The following is an 18,625-nucleotide window of genomic DNA, read 5'->3' on the forward strand; positions in this document are numbered from 1 at the left end:
ACTACATACACATACTCTTATCAAGAGTGGCGGAGGGACTGGCCCGATGATGCCCGGCAACCGAGCTTATGACGTATAAGCTAAGGTGCTAATTCCTGCAAAACGAGTTTTCGTTTTGGAAGATAAGAGAGGAATCTATTTCGTCTATTCGGCACCTCTCTTATTTTTGGGAGGTGCTTTTTATTTTGGAACGTATATGAAGGGGGATTTATAGATGAAAAAGGTATTATTAAGCATTGTAAGCGGAGCAGTATTATTATTAGGCGCATGTAGCGTGAGTTCAGATAAAGAGGTAAAAGCATTAGACGAGAAAAAGATTACTGTCGGTGTAACAGGTGGACCACATGAACAAATTTTTGAAAAGGTAAAAGAAGTTGCAGCAAAAGATGGTCTCGAAATTGACATAAAAGTATTTAATGATTATGTAGCGCCAAACGTATCTTTAGATGAAAAAAGCCTTGATGTAAATAGCTACCAAACAAAATCGTATTTAGATGTATTTAAAGCTGAACGCAATATGAAATTAGCTGAAGTATTTTCAACAGTAACATTCCCTATGGGCGTATATTCTAAAGATATAAAAGATGTAAAAGACTTAAAAGAGGGCGATGCAATTGCTGTACCCAATGACCCAACGAATGAACTGCGAGCTTTAAAATTATTTGAAAAAGCAGGGGTTTTAAAAGTTGATCCAAAGGCTACAGAAAAAGCGACTGCAAAGGATGTAATTGAAAACCCGAAAAATTTAAAGATTGTCGAATTAGAGGCATCTCAATTACCAACACAACTAAGTGAAGTGAAAGCAGCCGCAATCAATACAAACTTTGCATTAGGTGCAAAATTAAGTCCAGCAAAAGATTCTATTTTCCGCGAAGGAAAAGATTCACCATATGTGAACTGGGTCGTTGTTCGTACTGAAAATAAAGATGATGCCGTTGTAAATAAATTAAAGAAAGCTTATCAATCTAAAGAAGTAAAAGAGTTTATCGAGAAAAAATTTGATGGTTCAGTTTTACCATCTTGGTAGGAGCTGACGATAATGATTGAATTAAAAAACATATCCAAAGTATTTTCAACAAAAAAAGGGACTGTTGAGGCTCTTAAGCCTACTTCCCTTAAAGTAGAAAAAGGCGAGGTATTTGGAATCATTGGGTATAGCGGCGCTGGTAAAAGCACATTGATTCGATGTGTAAATTTATTAGAAAAACCAACGACAGGAAATATCATTGTAAACGAACAAGACTTAACAACGTTATCGACAAAAGAACTAGCAAAAGCGAGACAAAAAATCGGAATGATCTTTCAAGGATTCAATTTACTTAAAACTGTTAGCATCTATGAAAATATTGCATTACCTTTACGCCTTGCTGGTATTCCAAAAGTGGAAATTAAAAAAAGGGTAGAAAAATATTTACGCATTGTCGATCTTTTCAATCGAAAAGATGCGTATCCAAGTGAACTTTCTGGCGGTCAAAAACAGCGCGTTGCAATTGCACGTGCACTATCACATGAGCCTGAAGTGTTATTAAGTGACGAAGCAACGAGCGCTTTAGATCCAGAAACAACTGATTCTATTCTTGATTTGTTATTAAAGATTAACGAAGAAATTGGAATTACGATTTTACTCATTACACACGAAATGAACGTTATCCAACGTATATGCGACCGCGTTGCCGTTATGGAACATGGATCTGTAGTCGAAAGCGGGACTGTGAAAGATATTTTCACAAATCCACAACATGTAACAACGAAGAAATTTGTAAATAGCGCATTTGCAGCGAAAATTCCAGAAGAGGTACAGAAAGAACTACAAAGTACTGGAGAAATTGTAACACTTTCTTTTATAGGAAGTTCTTCAGGAGAACCAGCACTAGCTGTCGCCACAAAACGTTTCCAAGTATATCCAAATATTTTATCTGGTAATATTACACAGTTAAAACATGAGGCATATGGGAAACTTGTCGTTCATATGCAAGGTGAAAAAAATGAAGTAAACCGTGCTTTAGCATTCTTACAAGAGAAAGGTATCATCGTAGAGGGAGGGAAAACAGACTATGGAAAACAAGTCCTTTTTGGATGAATGGAGTAAAGTCATATGGGAAGCCACAATCCAAACCTTTCAAATGACATCTATTTCATTACTCATCTCGATCCTTATTGCACTGCCACTTAGTGTAACACTTGTTTTAACAAGACCTGGTGGACAGCACGAAAATAAAATCATTTATCCTATTCTTAATACAATTATTAATATAATTCGCTCTCTTCCATTTATCATTCTATTATTCTTCATCTTACCTTTTACAAAGTTTCTAATGGGAACATCCATTGGCGTGCAAGGTGTGATCGTACCGCTTGTCGTCTTCACAGCTCCTTATATCGCACGTTTAATGGAGACAGCCTTACTAGAAGTAGATCGCGGTGTTATTGAGGCCTATCAAGCAATGGGTATCTCTACTATTAAAATCATTTGGCACGTCATGGTGAAAGAAGCTCGTCCCTCCCTTGTACTTGGATTAACAATTGCAACAATTGGCTTAATTGGCGCAACAGCAATGGCTGGACTCGTAGGTGCTGGAGGGCTAGGGGACTTGGCATACCGCTTCGGACATTTACGCTATGAACCTGAAGTAATGTATGCAACAGTCTTTATTTTAATTATCCTCGTTCAAGGATTACAGTCTTTAGGGAATGGTGTTGCACGAAGATTGAAGAAAGATTAAAAAAAGAAGGCATCTCACCAGGGTGAGATGCCTTCTTTTTTTATCTTTTAAATCCACCTTCTGAATGAATAACTTGCCCAGTAATCCACTCAGCTTCTTCACTTACTAAAAATTTAATGAGTCTAGCTGCATCCTTTGGCTCACCAATTCTGCCAAAAGGAAACATCGGCTTTAACCCTTGTGTTATCTCTTCAGTCATCCATCCTGTATCGGTTGGTCCTGGATTAATTGCATTCACTGTTATTCCTAAATGAGCTACCTCTGCTGACAATGTACTAGTAAGAGCATCAATAGCTCCCTTCGTTGTCGCATAAGCTAGTTCTCCTGCCATAGGACCTTGAAATTGCCCCGAAGTAATATTAACAATTCTACCACCAGATTTCTTATCAAATCTCCGGGCAAATTGACTACTTAACAATGTAGTCGCACGGATATTTACCATGTAATGCTTATCTAGTTCTTCAGCAGTCAACGTAGAGAAATCATTATTCGTAGAGTACGCTGCATTATTAATTAATATATAAGGGTACCCTAATTGTTCAGTAACTTTATTTATAAGCTCTTTCGGTGCATCATTCCGAGTTAAATCTAACTCCATGCTCGATACTCTAACACCGTTTTGCAATAGCTCTTCTTTTAATTGTATTTGTTCATTTTTATCGACGCCCCAAGGCATCTCTTTATCGTAAGCTGTCCAATACGTAAAAAACATATCGTATCCTGCTTCAGCTAATTCTTTACAAATCGCTGCCCCAATACCATCTAGACGACTTACCCCTGTAACAACTGCTACTTTATTTTTTAATTGATTCATCATATACTCCTCCAAGTTTAAAGGGCGCATACTTTATATAAGAGATATAAAATTTCCCACAAAAAAAGACAGATACATAAAATAGGCATCTATCCTTACAAAAGGGATGTACAAGCCAAATATGCAGTCCTTGAATGATTTACAGATAGCTAAATAAACCCTCACTTATGAGAGAAAAATTCATCTATCTAATTTCTAATCATTACAAATTCATCCACATATTAAGTCTTTGTCCCCTTTACATATATCTCTATTCTTAGTTTACCAAAACAGATAAAATGTTACAAAAAATAAAACAATTACTCACAACCTATCCTTGTTCACATTCTCTCCATTGTGAATCTTTTCACATTGAATATATAATAAACTTGTAAATACAATATTGGAGGGATTTCAATGATTATCAATTTTTTAAGAACTGATAAACGTGCTACTTTCATATTATTACTTTTACGTCTTTACATAGGATATACATGGCTCGCTGCTGGGATAGGCAAAGTCTTCGGACAATCTTTTGACGCAAGTGGTTTTCTAAAGGGTGCTATTGCTCAAGCATCAGGTGACCACCCTGCAGTACAAAATTGGTGGGCAGATTTTCTTCAACATTTTGTCCTTCCAAACGCAGACCTATTTAGCTTTTTAGTTCAATGGGGAGAAATTTTAGTAGGTCTAGGTTTAATTTTAGGCGGATTAACAAAAACAGCTGCATTTTTCGGAATCATAATGAATCTTTCATTTTTATTAAGTGGAACTGTTAGTGTAAACCCAAACCTGCTTATTTTGACTATATTCATTTTAGTTGCAGGGCAGAACGCTGGACGTATTGGATTAGATGGCTATATCTCTCCTAAACTTTTCCATAAAAACAACCACGGAACATATAAATTAAGTAAAACTGCGTAGTAACAGTTTACTTTTAAAATATAAATAAGAAAAAGAGCCTGAGTATAGGCTCTTTTTCTTATTTATCCTAATTTAAACTTTTAACGAGCCACGAAAACCTCTGGCAGCATAGTAAGAGTCTGCTCCATTGTGGTACACGAAAACATGTCCGAAGCGATAATCGCAAAATAGAGCACCACCGAGTTCTCGAATATCTGAAGGTGTTTGTACCCAGCTTGATGATTTCATGTCGAAATCCCCAAGTTTTTGCAATTCCCGATATTGTTCTTCAGTTAATAGTTCAATGCCCATAGCATTTGCAACATCAATAACGTTATTTTCTGGTTTATGTTTTTTTCTTGATTCTAACGCTTCAAGATCATAACAAAGACTCCTGCGGCCTTTAGGACTCTCCTTTGAACAATCATAGAAAGCATACTCGTCCTTTTCTTCATCATAACCAACAACATCCGGCTCACCGCCAGTTACTTCCATTTCATTAAGTGACCACAATTTTTCATTATTAGTAGTCAGCTTCGCTTCAACTTTAGCCCATTCAAGACCTTCATGGCGGTTCATGTTTTTCTCAAAACGAGCTTTCAATACTTTCAATAACTCTTCACGTTTTTCTACTAGTAAGTCATTTTTATTTCCTGTCATATTAATCCTCCCTGATATGTGTACGGATAGTAGTTTAAGTATATATTTTATAATAAATCATCTCAATATGAAGAGCGTTTCAACCTTATGTCTTTTACAAACATCCATTATAAAGTCCTAAAACCCTCTACACTCTCTCCAAGAATATAGTGTGAAAACCACATCAAATTCTGCTTCATAATAGCTACATTCATTCCCGGCTGATTAGGACTATATGCCATTCCTTTAAATATAATTAATTCTGTATCAACTTCCATATCCTTTAATCCTTGATATAGATCATATGCATTTGTAATTGGAATTCTTGCATCCTTTTCCCCATGTTGAATTAAGGTAGGCGTACAAGCTGATTTAATATACGTCATAGGTGATGTCTTCGTATATATCTCTCGATCATTCCATGGGGTATTTCCTAAATACATTCTAATAAAATAAGGGATATCTGTATTTACATAATGAGTACTCCAGTTCGTGATTCCGCCTCCAACTGAAATAGCTTTAAACCTGCTACTAAATGTAGAACAGAAAGCTGATATATATCCTCCGTTACTCCATCCCATAACTCCTACTTTATCATTATCTACAATCCCTTGATCAACTAGTTTATCCACCCCTGATATAACATCATCATAGTCAGCGATTCCCTGTTTTCTATAGTTTGCTTTTAAAAATTCATTACCATAACCAGAACTTCCTCTGTAGTTTGGCTCTAAAACGATAAAGCCTTTTTCGATAAACTGTTCAATCGGATATTTCTCATTGAAGCAGTCTGAAAATATCGGAAAGGATGCCCAAGCCGGACCGCCGTGAATTACTACTAATAAAGGATATTTTTTATTTACGTCAAACTCTACTGGCGTTGATAAAACACCTTCTATTTCAAGACCATCACTACTTTTCCATGAGATGATTTCCCTGTTACTTTTAAGTTTCCCTTTGAAAAAGTTATTTTCATCCGTTATTTTTTTATCGTCTAAATAGATTTCAAAGGTTTCATTTGTTATAGCCTTATTATAGGATATATGTTTTCCATCCTTTGTTATAGAAGCATCCATTATAAAGCCATCTACTTTTTCGCTTAATGCTTCTACAGTACCACCTTCAGCTAGTAATCCAATACGATAATTCGTTTTATCCTGCCATCTAATTAAAATTCCTTTAGCTGTCCACTGTAATGGCATAACAGTACTATCAAAATCTGTTACAGGTTGAATTACCTCTCCTGTATTTATATCATATACCTCTAACGTACTGTCTTGTATATGGTTTCTATAGTAATCCTTCTCTCTTATGCTTGCTGTGTAACATATTTTACTGCCTTCAGGAGAAAAGCAGACGCTACCGCCCAACAACTTATCCACATTCAGCTTTTGTAGCTCTCTAGCTTTAGTATGGAGTATGTATAAATCTCCATTTATATAATCCGCCATATTTGAGCTTGGTGTCGCCATAAACACAATCTTCTTCCCATCATTTGAAATATCAAATTCATGGATATGAAAATCCTTACCATCAGTTAATTGATAAACAACTCTTTTCTCGTGTTCATATGTATCACTTTGTATCACCTTTTCTATTTCAATGTAATATAAACAATTATTCTGGTGTTCCTTACCTATATGTTGAAACTCTCCATATAGATCCCTACGCTTCTTTATCTCCACACATTCTTTTGACTGCGTAACATAATAAAGACCCTTGCCAGTAGGACCCCATTTGAATGTACTGACTCCTTCTTTCTCATCAGTAATTTGAACCCCTTCATAACCATCTAGTGACTTAACAAAGATCTGATTTTTCCCATTACCAACGGGGCTAAGATATGCTATATCCCTAGAATTTGGAGACCATAATGGGCATGTACTTTCTATATCTCCATTTATCAATAAACAACTCTGTCCCTTTTCTTTTCCATATATCCATACATGATTCCTATATGTATTGTCTTTCCAGTTAGCCGTCTTCTTAACAAACGCTACGTTTTTACCATCATCACTTATGTTTGTACTTGATAAGGTTGGTAATGAAATAATCTCTTCTATACTTAGATATGTTTTTTTATTCACTTTCATCAATATCCCCCCTTGAAATGTCCATAAATCTCTCGTCTCTTTTTGTCGTAATAAAGGAGATTTTTCACAGATACTTAAAATGATAACGGAAAATTCAGATAAACAAAAGTAAAACATTAATCTATAGGGTTCTATCCACTTACCAATTCTAGATGTTCTTTTTCGGCACAAAAACACCCCTTTAGATAAAATATCTAAAGGGGTGCAAATTTGTAAATTTATTTTAAAGCTATAACTATATTTATTAACCTACCAATCTCCTACTCAACAGTAACAGATTTAGCTAAGTTACGTGGCTTATCAACGTCACACTCGCGGTGAAGTGCTGCGTAGTATGAGATAAGTTGTAATGGAATAACTGCTACTAGCGGTGCTAGTGCTTCATGGACAGCTGGTAATACGAAGCTGTCACCTTCCATTTCTAAGCCTTTCATTGAGATGATACATGGGTTAGCACCGCGTGCTACTACTTCTTTCACGTTACCACGAATTCCAAGGTTTACGTGCTCTTGTGTAGCAAGTGCGATAACTGGTGTACCATTTTCGATTAAAGCGATTGTACCGTGTTTTAACTCTCCTCCAGCGAATCCTTCTGCTTGGATGTAAGAGATTTCTTTTAGTTTTAACGCACCTTCTAATCCTACGTAGAAGTCTACGCTACGTCCGATGAAGAAACAGTTACGCGTTGTTGCTAAAAATTGTTTTGCTAATGCGTCCATTTCTTCTTTTTGATCACAAAGTTCTATCATTGCATTTGCTACAAGTCCTAGTTCGTGTGTTAAATCGAAATCAAGAACTTCACCTTTTGCTTTAGCAATATCAGCTGCTAAAATTGAAAGTACTGCAAGCTGTGCTGTGTAAGCTTTCGTTGATGCAACTGCAATTTCTGGTCCAGCGTATAATGGAAGTGTATAATCAGCTTCACGAGAAAGAGTAGAACCAGGCACGTTTGTAATTGTTAATGCTTTATGACCCATTTCATTTGTTTGTACAAGTACTGCACGGCTATCAGCTGTTTCACCACTTTGTGAAATGTAAATGAAGAATGGTCTTTCTGTTAATAATGGCATGTTGTAAGAGAATTCACTTGCTACATGTACTTCAACTGGCATGTTTGCAAACTTCTCGATAAATTGTTTTCCAACAAGACCTGCATGATAACTCGTTCCACATGCAATGATGTAAATACGATCGCTATCTAAAATCGCATTGCGGATGTCTTGATTTAATTCAATTTCGCCATTTTCATCTTGATACTTTTGAATTATATTACGGATTACAAGTGGTTGCTCATCGATTTCTTTAAGCATGAAGTGAGGATATGTTCCCTTTTCAATATCACTTGCGTCTAATTCCGCTGTAAAAGGTGCACGTTCAATCGTTTCACCTTGTAAGTTTTTAATTGTAATACTTTCTTTCGTTACGATTACGATTTCTTTATCCATTAACTCAATAAATTGATCTGTAACTTGTAACATCGCCATAGCGTCGCTTGCCACAACATTAAAGTTGTCACCAACACCTACTAATAGCGGGCTTTTGTTTTTAGCAACATAAATCATGTTTGGATTTTCAGCATCAAGTAATCCGATTGCATAAGAGCCATGTAAAAGAGATAGCGTATTACGGAACGCTTCTTCTACACTTAATCCTGTGCTCACTTGTTGTTCCATAAGCTGTACGATAATCTCTGTATCTGTTTCACTTACGAACGTTACATCTTGTAAATATTCCTTTTTCACTAATTCATAGTTTTCAATTACACCGTTATGAACTAGTGTAAAGCGTTTTGATGTACTTTGATGCGGATGCGCGTTTACTTTACTTGGAACACCGTGTGTAGCCCAGCGTGTATGTCCGATACCTACGCTTGCTGCTACGTTCTCATCTACGATTTCACGAAGTTTTGCGATACGGCCTTTTTCTTTGTATACAACAACACCGTTCTCTGCTTGTACTGCAATACCTGCTGAATCATATCCACGATATTCTAGCTTTTCTAAACCTTTTAATAAAATTTCCTTTGCATCTTGCTCTCCAATAAATCCTACGATTCCACACATGTTTAGTCGCCGTTACAAATGCTTACACTGCTCTGCGAACATGTAACGACATAGTCCGATACCATTTTTATTTATACTAAAAAACGGATTACATATTGCTAGCCCTGTAAGCTTGTAACGGCTTTCACCTTCCTCTCGATTGGGTTTAAGTCCGTATATACTTATACAGCTAGTTTTCATCCGTTCCTCTTCTCTCATCACACTTTCACCTTTGTCCACTAAGTCACCTTAATGATTTAAGTAAAAGTTTGCGGTTGTGATGAACAACCGGGAGTCATCCGCCGAAATCTCGATAAACCCCACCTCGTCAACTACACTATTTGTAGTTCTGGCGCTTTTATAATTTACAATATTTCCTTTGAGAAAAAGAACAAGACCATCTTATAACAAACATGGATAAACCGTCAATGAAATTTTTTTCATCGTCTATAAAACATATGAAAAAGGAGCACTTATTGTGCTCCTTTTTCATATAAATTCAGCTAATTATTCAGCGCCAACTTCAGCTTTCACAACTTCTACAATGCGATGTACAAATGCATCACAAACTTCTTGTGTTGGTGCTTCTGCCATTACACGAATAAGTGGCTCTGTTCCAGATGGACGAACAAGAATACGGCCATCACCGTTCATTTCTTCCTCTACAACACGAATAATTTCTTTAATTTTTTCATTTTCTAATGCTAATTTTTTATCTGTTACACGAACGTTTACTAGCAATTGTGGGAATTTCGTCATTTCTCCTGCAAGCTCAGATAATGGTTTTTTCGTCATTTTCATGATGTTTACAAGTTGAAGTGCACTTAACATTCCGTCACCAGTTGTAATGTAATCAAGTAAGATAATATGGCCTGATTGTTCTCCACCTAAGTTGTAACCACCGCGTTTCATCTCTTCCATTACGTAGCGGTCACCAACTGCTGTTTTATCGCTTGTAATATTGTTTGCTTCAAGTGCTTTGTAGAAACCTAAATTACTCATAACAGTTGAAACAACTGTATTATGTTTTAATTGACCAGTTTCTTTCATGTATTTCGCACAAATAAACATAATTTGATCACCGTCAACGATGTTTCCTTTTTCGTCTACAGCAATTAAACGGTCGCCATCGCCATCAAAAGCAAGTCCGATGTCAGCACCTTTTTCTTTTACTAATTCAGCCAATACTTCTGGATGTGTAGATCCTACACCTTCGTTAATATTCATACCGTTCGGTGAAGTCCCCATTGTTGAAATATCAGCTTCTAAATCTGCAAATAAGTATGGAGCTAAAGAAGATGTGGCACCATGTGCACAATCTAAAGCGATATGTAGGCCAGAGAAGTCTTCTTCAACAGTTTGTTTAATGTATTGTAAATATTTTTGTCCACCTTCAAAGTAATCGCTCACTTGTCCAAGGTTAGTACCTGTTGGACGTGGTAGTTCATCAACTTCTTTGTCTAATAAAGCTTCAATTTCAGCTTCTTGCTCATCTGTTAATTTAAAGCCGTCTGAACCAAAGAATTTAATACCGTTATCTTGTACTGGATTATGAGATGCAGAAATCATAACACCCGCTTGTGCGTCTAGTGCTTTTGTTAAATAAGCAACACCCGGTGTAGAAATAACGCCAAGGCGCATTACTTCTGCTCCAGTTGATAATAGACCTGCTACTAAAGCTCCTTCTAACATATGGCCAGATACACGTGTATCACGACCGATAATTACTTTTGGACGATCTGTATCTTTTGTTAATACATAACCACCAAAACGCCCAATTTTGAAAGCTAATTCAGGTGTTAACTCCTTATTTGCAACTCCGCGTACTCCATCTGTACCAAAATATTTACCCATTATGATTCGCTCCTTTTTCTTGCTCTTTTTGATTATGGTTATCTACTGTTGGTTCTTGACTAGTTTCTTTATCTTTATCTTGATTTTGGTTTTGATTATTTTCCTGTTCCGTTTCCTTTTCTGGATCGGGTTCAGGATTTTTTGGCTTCTCATTTTGATTTTCTTGATTGGTGTTTGAATCCGGTTGTTGACCGTTACCCTGTACTTCTTTATCTGGTTTTTCTTTCTTTACAATAGTAACTTTAGCACTTTTTTGTTTTGGCTCTATTGAAATATTACCAGGACCACTCACTTGAATAGAAATATCTTTCGTCCCTGAAGATACATTTTGCAGATTAATTACCGCTGTTATTTGAGCAGCTGTTATTTTATCTACTATACTTGCTTCTCCTGAAATATCAACACTTATCTTTTCATCTTGCGGCGAAATTAGCTGAGCCGTAACATCTTTAGAAAGTCCATTTTTTTGGATTGGGATACCATCAATCGTTTTTGTTTTCGTTTGTTTTGTTTTTTGTACTCCCACCGAAACCTTCACTTGATTCGGTTTTGCACTTGTTACACCCTTGGGTAATAAAACAGAGGCATCGAATGTTGTAGACTCTGTCAATTGACTAAAATCTACTTCGACCCCCTCTAGCGATTGTATATTATCCAAAATATCTTTTGGACCAGCTATCGTTACTTCTCTCGGCTCGACACTGATATTTGTAACTGCCAACCCTTCTGCTAAACTCCCCTTCTTCGTATACGTTACAGGAACAGTTTTTTCAGTATTATTGGCTGTAGTTTGCGTTGCCACATTCAACGTTACACTAATCTTAGATGGACTTGTTCTTACATTTAAACGTTTTCCTTCTTTATTGTATAATGTAACTTCGGGCGTTTTTGTAACAGTTTTATTAACACCTTTTAAATCAACATACGCTTTGGCAGATGAAATGCTTTCAATTTCTTCTTTCGTCCCAACTACCTCAACAGTATCCGGTTTAAGGCTTGATTTTTCGAGAGTAGCCCCCGCTGGCATCTGATCCTCATTTGATAATTTCAAATCTACATGAACATATTTTCTCGCCTTTTCATGAAGAGTAACTTTAATTGTTGATGGCTGAACTGTTCCTTTCACATCATCTGGAAGCCCGTTCGTTTTTAAAGAAATCTCATAAGTTCCTTTTGGACTATCTCGCAAATCAATTGGTATGTCAAATTGTTTTTTTGCTTTTACTGTAGCAACTGATGCTTTTGGGCCTTCTAACTTCACCTTAACGCCCTCTGCTGGAATACCACTTACAATATATTTCTCCTCATCATACTTAAGGTTAATCGCATAATTAGTTAATGTTTCTTTCGTATCATTTGCAAAAGGTAATATACCTGATGTCGTATTTTTTTCAGTTAACGTCGCTGACATAAAAAGCATACACGCCAATAGTAATGAGATCCCTTTTAAAAACCAATGATTTTCCATTAACTTATCCATGACGCTTTCTCCTCCAATTCCATAAAGACGAAGAAGTCGTTTTTTCGTTCCCACTAAATTCAGCTAATAACATATCCTTCAGCTGTTCTGTCTTCAAATCACGATGCAACTTACCATTTTTCGTTAAAGAAATTTGACCAGTTTCTTCAGACACAACTACTGTAATACTATCAGTAACTTCACTAACTCCCATTGCAGCACGATGTCTAGTTCCTAATTCTTTAGAAATAAACGGACTTTCTGATAATGGAAGATAGCATGCTGCTGCTTTAATTGTACTTCCTTGCATAATTACCGCTCCGTCATGAAGAGGTGTATTTGGAATGAAAATATTAATAAGTAATTCCGATGATACGTTTGCATTCAGCGGAATACCCGTTTCCACATAATCACCCATACCGGTCTCTTTTGACAAAGTAATTAATGCACCAATTCTACGTTTCCCCATATATTCGGTTGCTTTTGCTATCGCTGTTGCAACCATTTCAGGTTCATCATCCTCATGCGGTCCACCACGCGAAAATAAACTCCCGCGCCCTAGCTGCTCAAGTGCTCTTCGCAATTCTGGCTGAAAGATAATAATAACGGCTAAAAATCCCCATGTTAATACTTGTTCAGTTAGCCAAGATAACGTATGCAATTCAAGGAAAATACTAATCATCTTAACGACAATGATAACTGTAATCCCTTTTAAAAGTTGAACAGCTTTCGTCCCTCGGATTATGAGAATCAGCTTATATATAATAAACCATACAATGGCAATATCTAATGCCGTACTAAGATATTTCAAAATGGTCGTATCTTCAAAAGGCATGCTATCCCTTCCTCCTACTTACGAGCAATTCTATCCATATATTGAAATATTGTTTTATGCTCTATCTGTATGTATTTCCAACAACTAGTTAATTATACCATACATGAAACAAACGACAATTACAAACAACCCCCTTTAGCTCAAATTGGTAAGATGTCAAACATTTTTATCTTACAGTATAATATAAATCATTATTATACGCCTATTTTCAAATAAAAAAAGCAACTTCTCAGTTGCTTTTCTTACATTTATTTTAGTTTTTCACCGAATAAAGAACCCATTAAAGCAACTGCTGTTGTTGCCGTTCTATTTCTCTCATCTAAAATCGTATTTACCTCAACAAATTCAGCAGATGTGATAATATCAGCTTCCGCTAACATTTCCATCGCCAAGTGGCTTTCACGATAAGATAGACCACCAATTACAGGCGTTCCAACACCTGGTGCATCATGAGGATCAAGACCATCTAAATCTAATGATAAGTGTACACCATCAGTATGAGATAAATATGCGATTGTTTCTTCCATAACAGCCGTCATCCCCATACGATCAATTTCATGCATCGAGAACACTTTAATACCTTCATTGCGAATGAAGTCTTTTTCTCCTTCATCTAATGCACGCGCACCGATAATTACAACATTCTCTTTTTTCACCTTTGGATATGCTCCGTATAAATCTACAAGTGAAGAATGTCCATAACCTAAACTTGCTGCAAGTGACATACCGTGAATATTTCCAGATGGTGAAGTTTCCTCTGTATTTAAATCACCGTGTGCATCATACCAAATAACACCTAAGTTTTTATAATGTTTGGCTACACCAGCTAATGTACCGATAGCAATACTATGGTCACCACCTAATACAAGTGGAAAACGACCTTCTTCTATAATATGATCCACCTTACTTGCTAATTCATTACATACAGTTGCAACTTGTGTAAGGTTTCTTAATTTTGTATTTTCATCTACCTCTTTTTCTCTCTCTATACATATATCTCCCATATCTTTAACGTCATATCCAATTTCTTCAATTCTTTCAATTACCCCTGCATAACGGATCGCGCTCGGTCCCATATCAACTCCACGACGCATCTGTCCTAAATCCATTGGAACTCCAATAACTGAAATTTCTTTTTTCATAGATAGTATCCCCCTTTTATGCCTTCACTAAATATTTTAAATCTTTTATATAGTCTGACTCAACTCGACATTTTTTTGTATGGATATACAATTTATTCACTTATATTCACGTTGAAAATCAAATTTCAAGACTATTCTATGTATAAAGTTAACTTAATGAAACAATCGCAATCACTATTATCAAATAATAATAATAAAACACTCCTACATTTAGAAGTGTTTTTCTGACGCTATTTTCCATACTGCTGCAATATTCTTCGTTGTCATTTCAATATTTTCTTCTGCTACTCTATATGCTTCTTCTAGTGTCATCGGTCTTGTTGTAATACTAAATACCGCATCTATTCCTTTCTCGTAAACAGCTAGATAATCAGATGATACAGACCCTCCAATAGCAATTACAGGCACAGAAAAACGTTTCGCACGCCCCGCAACACCAACAGGAGCCTTCCCATATGCAGTTTGTTCATCTATTCTACCTTCACCAGTTATAATGAGATCTGCATCTTCTATATGTTTATCGAAATTTGTATAATTCAATACAATTTCAACGCCCCTTCGCAAGTCTCCCTTTAACACTGAAATAACAGCCGCTCCCATTCCTCCTGCTGCCCCTGCACCAGGTATTTCAGATACATCAAAAGATACATATCGTTTAAGGATATTCGCGTAATGTTTTAAATTCTCATCTAGCTCTTTCATCATCTCTACATTCGCACCCTTTTGTCTCCCAAATACGAAAGATGCCCCCTGCATTCCGACTAATGTATTATCCACATCACAGGCCGCTTCTATCTTTACTCCCTTTAAGCGTGGGTCCAGTTGTGAAAAATCAATAGCACCAATTGAATGTAATGTGCCTCCAGATGGATCTATTACTTCACCCTTGTCATTTATAAATCTTACTCCTAAAGCTGCTAACATACCTGCCCCACCATCATTTGTAGCACTTCCTCCAAGTCCTAAAATTATGTACCCCACTCCTTGATCTAGCGCATGTAATATAAGTTCTCCTGTTCCTTTTGTCGTTGTAATAAGTGGGTTGCGCTTTTCAACTGGAACGTGCTGTAATCCTGATGCTGCTGCCATTTCAATAAACGCTGTCTTTTTATCTTTAGAAATGCCATAAAAAGCTTGTACACCTTCTCTAAGCGGTCCTGTCACACTAATTGATATAATTCTCCCCCCTGTAGCATCAACAAGTGATTCAACCGTCCCTTCTCCTCCATCTCCAATTGGTATTTTCACATACTCTGCATTAGGAAAAATCGCTCTAAAACCTCTTTCAATAGCTCCACATACTTCTATAGCTTTTAGGCTTTCTTTATATGAATCAGATGCAATAACAACTTTCACAATTATCCCCCCATCCCTTATTTTTACGTTTTCTTCATTTTAAACGATAAATATAAAAGTTGTCTTTTTAAACACAAAAAAGCTTACATCGTATGATGTAAGCTTTTTCTATTTAGATGGAGCCTAGCGGGATCGAACCGCTGACCTCCTGCGTGCAAGGCAGGCGCTCTCCCAGCTGAGCTAAGGCCCCTTAGTAATAAAGCGGAAGACGGGATTCGAACCCGCGACCCCAACCTTGGCAAGGTTGTATTCTACCACTGAACTACTTCCGCGAAAATGGTGAGCCATGAAGGATTCGAACCTTCGACCCTCTGATTAAAAGTCAGATGCTCTACCAACTGAGCTAATGGCTCGTAAATGGCTGGGCTAGCTGGATTCGAACCAGCGCATGACGGAGTCAAAGTCCGTTGCCTTACCGCTTGGCTATAGCCCATTAATATTTACTAGTATGGTTATCTTCTCAAAAAAATAAACCCTTTCAGGTTATTTTAAAGAAAATGGTGGAGGGGGGCAGATTCGAACTGCCGAACCCGAAGGAGCGGATTTACAGTCCGCCGCGTTTAGCCACTTCGCTACCCCTCCGACATTTAAACATATATGGTGGAGGATGACGGGATCGAACCGCCGACCCCCTGCTTGTAAGGCAGGTGCTCTCCCAGCTGAGCTAATCCTCCAAAAGTGGTGACCCGTACGGGATTCGAACCCGTGTTACCGCCGTGAAAGGGCGGTGTCTTAACCACTTGACCAACGGGCCAAAAATTTAAAAACTTTTCCAAGCTTCCAACCGGGCTTGAACCGGTGACCTCTTCCTTACCATGGAAGTACTCTACCAGCTGAGCTATGGAAGCATAATGGCTCCGCAGGTAGGAATCGAACCTACGACCGATCGGTTAACAGCCGATAGCTCTACCGCTGAGCTACTGCGGAACAATACAAGCCTGGCAACGTCCTACTCTCACAGGGACAAGGTCCCAACTACCATCGGCGCTAGAGAGCTTAACTTCCGTGTTCGGTATGGGAACGGGTGTGACCTCTCTGCCATCATTACCAGACTTTTATCATTATACACATTCTTTTCAGAATGTCAAAAGGAATTTTAAATATATATTCCTTCAAAACTAGATAACATTGCTACATATTATATGGTTAAGTCCTCGATCTATTAGTATTCGTCAGCTCCACATGTCACCATGCTTCCACCTCGAACCTATCAACCTGATCATCTTTCAGGGATCTTACTAGCTTACGCTATGGGAAATCTCATCTTGAGGGGGGCTTCATGCTTAGATGCTTTCAGCACTTATCCCTTCCGCACATAGCTACCCAGCTATGCCCTTGGCAGAACAACTGGTACACCAGCGGTGCGTCCATCCCGGTCCTCTCGTACTAAGGACAGCTCCTCTCAAATTTCCTACGCCCACGACGGATAGGGACCGAACTGTCTCACGACGTTCTGAACCCAGCTCGCGTACCGCTTTAATGGGCGAACAGCCCAACCCTTGGGACCGACTACAGCCCCAGGATGCGATGAGCCGACATCGAGGTGCCAAACCTCCCCGTCGATGTGGACTCTTGGGGGAGATAAGCCTGTTATCCCCGGGGTAGCTTTTATCCGTTGAGCGATGGCCCTTCCATGCGGAACCACCGGATCACTAAGCCCGACTTTCGTCCCTGCTCGACTTGTAGGTCTCGCAGTCAAGCTCCCTTATGCCTTTGCACTCTACGAATGATTTCCAACCATTCTGAGGGAACCTTTGGGCGCCTCCGTTACACTTTAGGAGGCGACCGCCCCAGTCAAACTGCCCACCTGACACTGTCTCCCGGGTCGATAAGACCCGTAGGTTAGAATTTCAATACAGTCAGGGCGGTATCCCACCAGCGCCTCCACCGAAGCTAGCGCTCCGGTTTCAATGGCTCCCGCCTATCCTGTACAAACTGTACCAAAATTCAATATCAGGCTACAGTAAAGCTCCACGGGGTCTTTCCGTCCTGTCGCGGGTAACCTGCATCTTCACAGGTACTATAATTTCACCGAGTCTCTGGTTGAGACAGTGCCCAAATCGTTACACCTTTCGTGCGGGTCGGAACTTACCCGACAAGGAATTTCGCTACCTTAGGACCGTTATAGTTACGGCCGCCGTTTACTGGGGCTTCAGTTCAGAGCTTCGCTTACGCTAACCCCTCTCCTTAACCTTCCAGCACCGGGCAGGTGTCACCCCCTATACTTCGCCTTACGGCTTCGCAGAGAGCTGTGTTTTTGCTAAACAGTCGCTTGGGCCTATTCACTGCGGCTTTCCGTTAAGAAAGCACCCCTTCTCCCGAAGTTACGGGGTCATTTTGCCGAGTTCCTTAACCAGAGTTCTCTCGCACACCTTAGGATTCTCTCCTCGCCTACCTGTGTCGGTTTGCGGTACAGGCACCTTTTATCTCGCTAGAAGCTTTTCTTGGCAGCGGGGAATCAAAGACTTCGCTCCATAAGGAGCTTCCCCATCACAGCTCAGCCTTCACGATAAGCGGATTTGCCTACTTATCAGCCTAACTGCTTGGACGTGCACAACCAATCGCACGCTTCTTCTATCCTTCTGCGTCCCTCCATTGCTCAAACGATAAAGAGGTGGTACAGGAATATCAACCTGTTGTCCATCGCCTACGCCTGTCGGCCTCGGCTTAGGTCCTGACTAACCCTGAGCGGACGAGCCTTCCTCAGGAAACCTTAGGCATTCGGTGGACGGGATTCTCACCCGTCTTTCGCTACTCATACCGGCATTCTCACTTCTAAGCGCTCC

Annotated in this window: 14 protein-coding genes, 9 tRNA genes, 2 rRNA genes and 1 riboswitch (1 of these 26 cut by a window edge); of the genes, 4 read left to right on the forward strand and 21 right to left on the reverse strand. The window is 38.6% G+C overall.

Going from position 1 to position 18,625, the window contains the following annotated elements; all coding sequences use genetic code 11:
* Positions 1-14 precede the first annotated feature (14 nt).
* A riboswitch (SAM riboswitch) is annotated at positions 15-129 on the forward strand.
* A gap of 85 nt (positions 130-214) precedes the next feature.
* Genes N2V92_RS06510 through N2V92_RS06520 form a run of 3 tightly spaced genes read left to right on the forward strand, consistent with a single transcriptional unit; the run spans position 215 to position 2,723 of the window.
* Positions 215-1,027 (forward strand): MetQ/NlpA family ABC transporter substrate-binding protein, encoded by an 813-nt coding sequence (locus tag N2V92_RS06510; protein ID WP_042596844.1) that lies wholly within the window; start codon positions 215-217, stop codon positions 1,025-1,027.
* 12 nt (positions 1,028-1,039) lie between these two features.
* Positions 1,040-2,080: a methionine ABC transporter ATP-binding protein gene (locus N2V92_RS06515; protein WP_042596843.1), complete on the forward strand. Its 1,041-nt coding sequence runs from the start codon at positions 1,040-1,042 to the stop codon at positions 2,078-2,080.
* Entirely contained in the window at positions 2,055-2,723 is a 669-nt protein-coding gene (locus tag N2V92_RS06520; protein ID WP_000428878.1) for a methionine ABC transporter permease, read from the forward strand. Before N2V92_RS06515 ends, N2V92_RS06520 begins: the two co-directional genes overlap by 26 nt.
* Positions 2,724-2,763: 40 nt before the next feature.
* On the opposite strand, the gene N2V92_RS06525 is transcribed toward N2V92_RS06520, so the two are convergent.
* The gene (locus N2V92_RS06525; protein WP_002162955.1) at positions 2,764-3,540 is read right to left on the reverse strand and encodes an SDR family oxidoreductase; all 777 of its coding nucleotides are present in this window, start codon (positions 3,538-3,540) and stop codon (positions 2,764-2,766) included.
* A gap of 393 nt (positions 3,541-3,933) precedes the next feature.
* Between N2V92_RS06525 and N2V92_RS06530 the strand changes: the two genes are divergently transcribed.
* Complete coding sequence (locus N2V92_RS06530; RefSeq protein WP_000586147.1) at positions 3,934-4,440, forward strand: DoxX family membrane protein; 507 nt, start codon at positions 3,934-3,936, stop codon at positions 4,438-4,440.
* Positions 4,441-4,512: 72 nt separating this feature from the next.
* On the opposite strand, the gene N2V92_RS06535 is transcribed toward N2V92_RS06530, so the two are convergent.
* The 20 genes from N2V92_RS06535 to N2V92_RS06630 form a co-directional block, all read right to left on the reverse strand.
* Positions 4,513-5,079 (reverse strand): DUF4256 domain-containing protein, encoded by a 567-nt coding sequence (locus tag N2V92_RS06535; protein ID WP_000147384.1) that lies wholly within the window; start codon positions 5,077-5,079, stop codon positions 4,513-4,515.
* A 107-nt stretch (positions 5,080-5,186) separates the two neighbouring features.
* Positions 5,187-7,151, reverse strand: a complete 1,965-nt coding sequence (locus tag N2V92_RS06540) for a S9 family peptidase (protein ID WP_000867580.1) — start codon at positions 7,149-7,151, stop codon at positions 5,187-5,189.
* 260 nt (positions 7,152-7,411) lie between these two features.
* Positions 7,412-9,214, reverse strand: coding sequence for a glutamine--fructose-6-phosphate transaminase (isomerizing) (gene glmS / locus N2V92_RS06545; RefSeq protein ID WP_000334156.1), 1,803 nt, complete (start codon positions 9,212-9,214; stop codon positions 7,412-7,414).
* Positions 9,215-9,226: 12 nt separating this feature from the next.
* Entirely contained in the window at positions 9,227-9,412 is a 186-nt protein-coding gene (locus N2V92_RS06550; RefSeq protein WP_001206405.1) for a hypothetical protein, read from the reverse strand.
* A 288-nt stretch (positions 9,413-9,700) separates the two neighbouring features.
* Positions 9,701-11,047: a phosphoglucosamine mutase gene (gene glmM, locus N2V92_RS06555; protein WP_000521478.1), complete on the reverse strand. Its 1,347-nt coding sequence runs from the start codon at positions 11,045-11,047 to the stop codon at positions 9,701-9,703.
* Positions 11,040-12,527, reverse strand: a complete 1,488-nt coding sequence (locus N2V92_RS06560) for a CdaR family protein (protein WP_000359605.1) — start codon at positions 12,525-12,527, stop codon at positions 11,040-11,042. Before N2V92_RS06560 ends, glmM begins: the two co-directional genes overlap by 8 nt.
* A complete protein-coding gene (gene cdaA, locus N2V92_RS06565) occupies positions 12,520-13,341 on the reverse strand; it encodes a diadenylate cyclase CdaA (RefSeq protein WP_001115692.1) in 822 nt (273 codons plus the stop codon). Before cdaA ends, N2V92_RS06560 begins: the two co-directional genes overlap by 8 nt.
* A gap of 248 nt (positions 13,342-13,589) precedes the next feature.
* Positions 13,590-14,483, reverse strand: a complete 894-nt coding sequence (gene rocF / locus N2V92_RS06570) for an arginase (RefSeq protein WP_000711565.1) — start codon at positions 14,481-14,483, stop codon at positions 13,590-13,592.
* A 210-nt stretch (positions 14,484-14,693) separates the two neighbouring features.
* Entirely contained in the window at positions 14,694-15,839 is a 1,146-nt protein-coding gene (locus N2V92_RS06575; protein ID WP_000869595.1) for a glycerate kinase, read from the reverse strand.
* A gap of 117 nt (positions 15,840-15,956) precedes the next feature.
* Positions 15,957-16,029 (reverse strand) — tRNA-Ala (locus N2V92_RS06580).
* 10 nt (positions 16,030-16,039) lie between these two features.
* Positions 16,040-16,111: transfer RNA gene (locus tag N2V92_RS06585), tRNA-Gly, on the reverse strand.
* 5 nt (positions 16,112-16,116) lie between these two features.
* A tRNA-Lys gene (locus N2V92_RS06590) sits at positions 16,117-16,192 on the reverse strand.
* Positions 16,193-16,197: 5 nt separating this feature from the next.
* Positions 16,198-16,272 (reverse strand) — tRNA-Gln (locus tag N2V92_RS06595).
* 65 nt (positions 16,273-16,337) lie between these two features.
* Positions 16,338-16,421: transfer RNA gene (locus N2V92_RS06600), tRNA-Tyr, on the reverse strand.
* Between the two features lie 16 nt (positions 16,422-16,437).
* Positions 16,438-16,513 (reverse strand) — tRNA-Val (locus tag N2V92_RS06605).
* 5 nt (positions 16,514-16,518) lie between these two features.
* Positions 16,519-16,593: transfer RNA gene (locus N2V92_RS06610), tRNA-Glu, on the reverse strand.
* A gap of 21 nt (positions 16,594-16,614) precedes the next feature.
* Positions 16,615-16,687 (reverse strand) — tRNA-Thr (locus N2V92_RS06615).
* A 4-nt stretch (positions 16,688-16,691) separates the two neighbouring features.
* Positions 16,692-16,766 (reverse strand) — tRNA-Asn (locus tag N2V92_RS06620).
* A gap of 9 nt (positions 16,767-16,775) precedes the next feature.
* A 5S ribosomal RNA gene (rrf, locus tag N2V92_RS06625) occupies positions 16,776-16,891 on the reverse strand.
* 90 nt (positions 16,892-16,981) lie between these two features.
* Positions 16,982-18,625, reverse strand: a 23S ribosomal RNA gene (locus tag N2V92_RS06630); it runs 1,278 nt beyond the window's last position.

This window comes from Bacillus sp. CH_48 (assembly GCF_038008465.1).
In the GTDB taxonomy this organism is placed as follows: Bacteria; Bacillota; Bacilli; order Bacillales; family Bacillaceae_G; genus Bacillus_A; species Bacillus_A thuringiensis_S.

Excerpts from the sequence above, each read along its gene's own strand:
- glmM (WP_000521478.1), bottom strand. The coding sequence starts at position 11,047 with ATGGGTAAATATTTTGGTACAGATGGAGTACGCGGAGTTGCAAATAAG.
- N2V92_RS06560 (WP_000359605.1), bottom strand. The coding sequence starts at position 12,527 with ATGGATAAGTTAATGGAAAATCATTGGTTTTTAAAAGGGATCTCATTA.
- N2V92_RS06540 (WP_000867580.1), bottom strand. The coding sequence starts at position 7,151 with ATGAAAGTGAATAAAAAAACATATCTAAGTATAGAAGAGATTATTTCA.
- cdaA (WP_001115692.1), bottom strand. The coding sequence starts at position 13,341 with ATGCCTTTTGAAGATACGACCATTTTGAAATATCTTAGTACGGCATTA.
- N2V92_RS06510 (WP_042596844.1), top strand. The coding sequence starts at position 215 with ATGAAAAAGGTATTATTAAGCATTGTAAGCGGAGCAGTATTATTATTA.
- glmS (WP_000334156.1), bottom strand. The coding sequence starts at position 9,214 with ATGTGTGGAATCGTAGGATTTATTGGAGAGCAAGATGCAAAGGAAATT.
- rocF (WP_000711565.1), bottom strand. The coding sequence starts at position 14,483 with ATGAAAAAAGAAATTTCAGTTATTGGAGTTCCAATGGATTTAGGACAG.
- N2V92_RS06515 (WP_042596843.1), top strand. The coding sequence starts at position 1,040 with ATGATTGAATTAAAAAACATATCCAAAGTATTTTCAACAAAAAAAGGG.
- N2V92_RS06535 (WP_000147384.1), bottom strand. The coding sequence starts at position 5,079 with ATGACAGGAAATAAAAATGACTTACTAGTAGAAAAACGTGAAGAGTTA.
- N2V92_RS06550 (WP_001206405.1), bottom strand. The coding sequence starts at position 9,412 with ATGAGAGAAGAGGAACGGATGAAAACTAGCTGTATAAGTATATACGGA.
- N2V92_RS06530 (WP_000586147.1), top strand. The coding sequence starts at position 3,934 with ATGATTATCAATTTTTTAAGAACTGATAAACGTGCTACTTTCATATTA.
- N2V92_RS06525 (WP_002162955.1), bottom strand. The coding sequence starts at position 3,540 with ATGATGAATCAATTAAAAAATAAAGTAGCAGTTGTTACAGGGGTAAGT.
- N2V92_RS06520 (WP_000428878.1), top strand. The coding sequence starts at position 2,055 with ATGGAAAACAAGTCCTTTTTGGATGAATGGAGTAAAGTCATATGGGAA.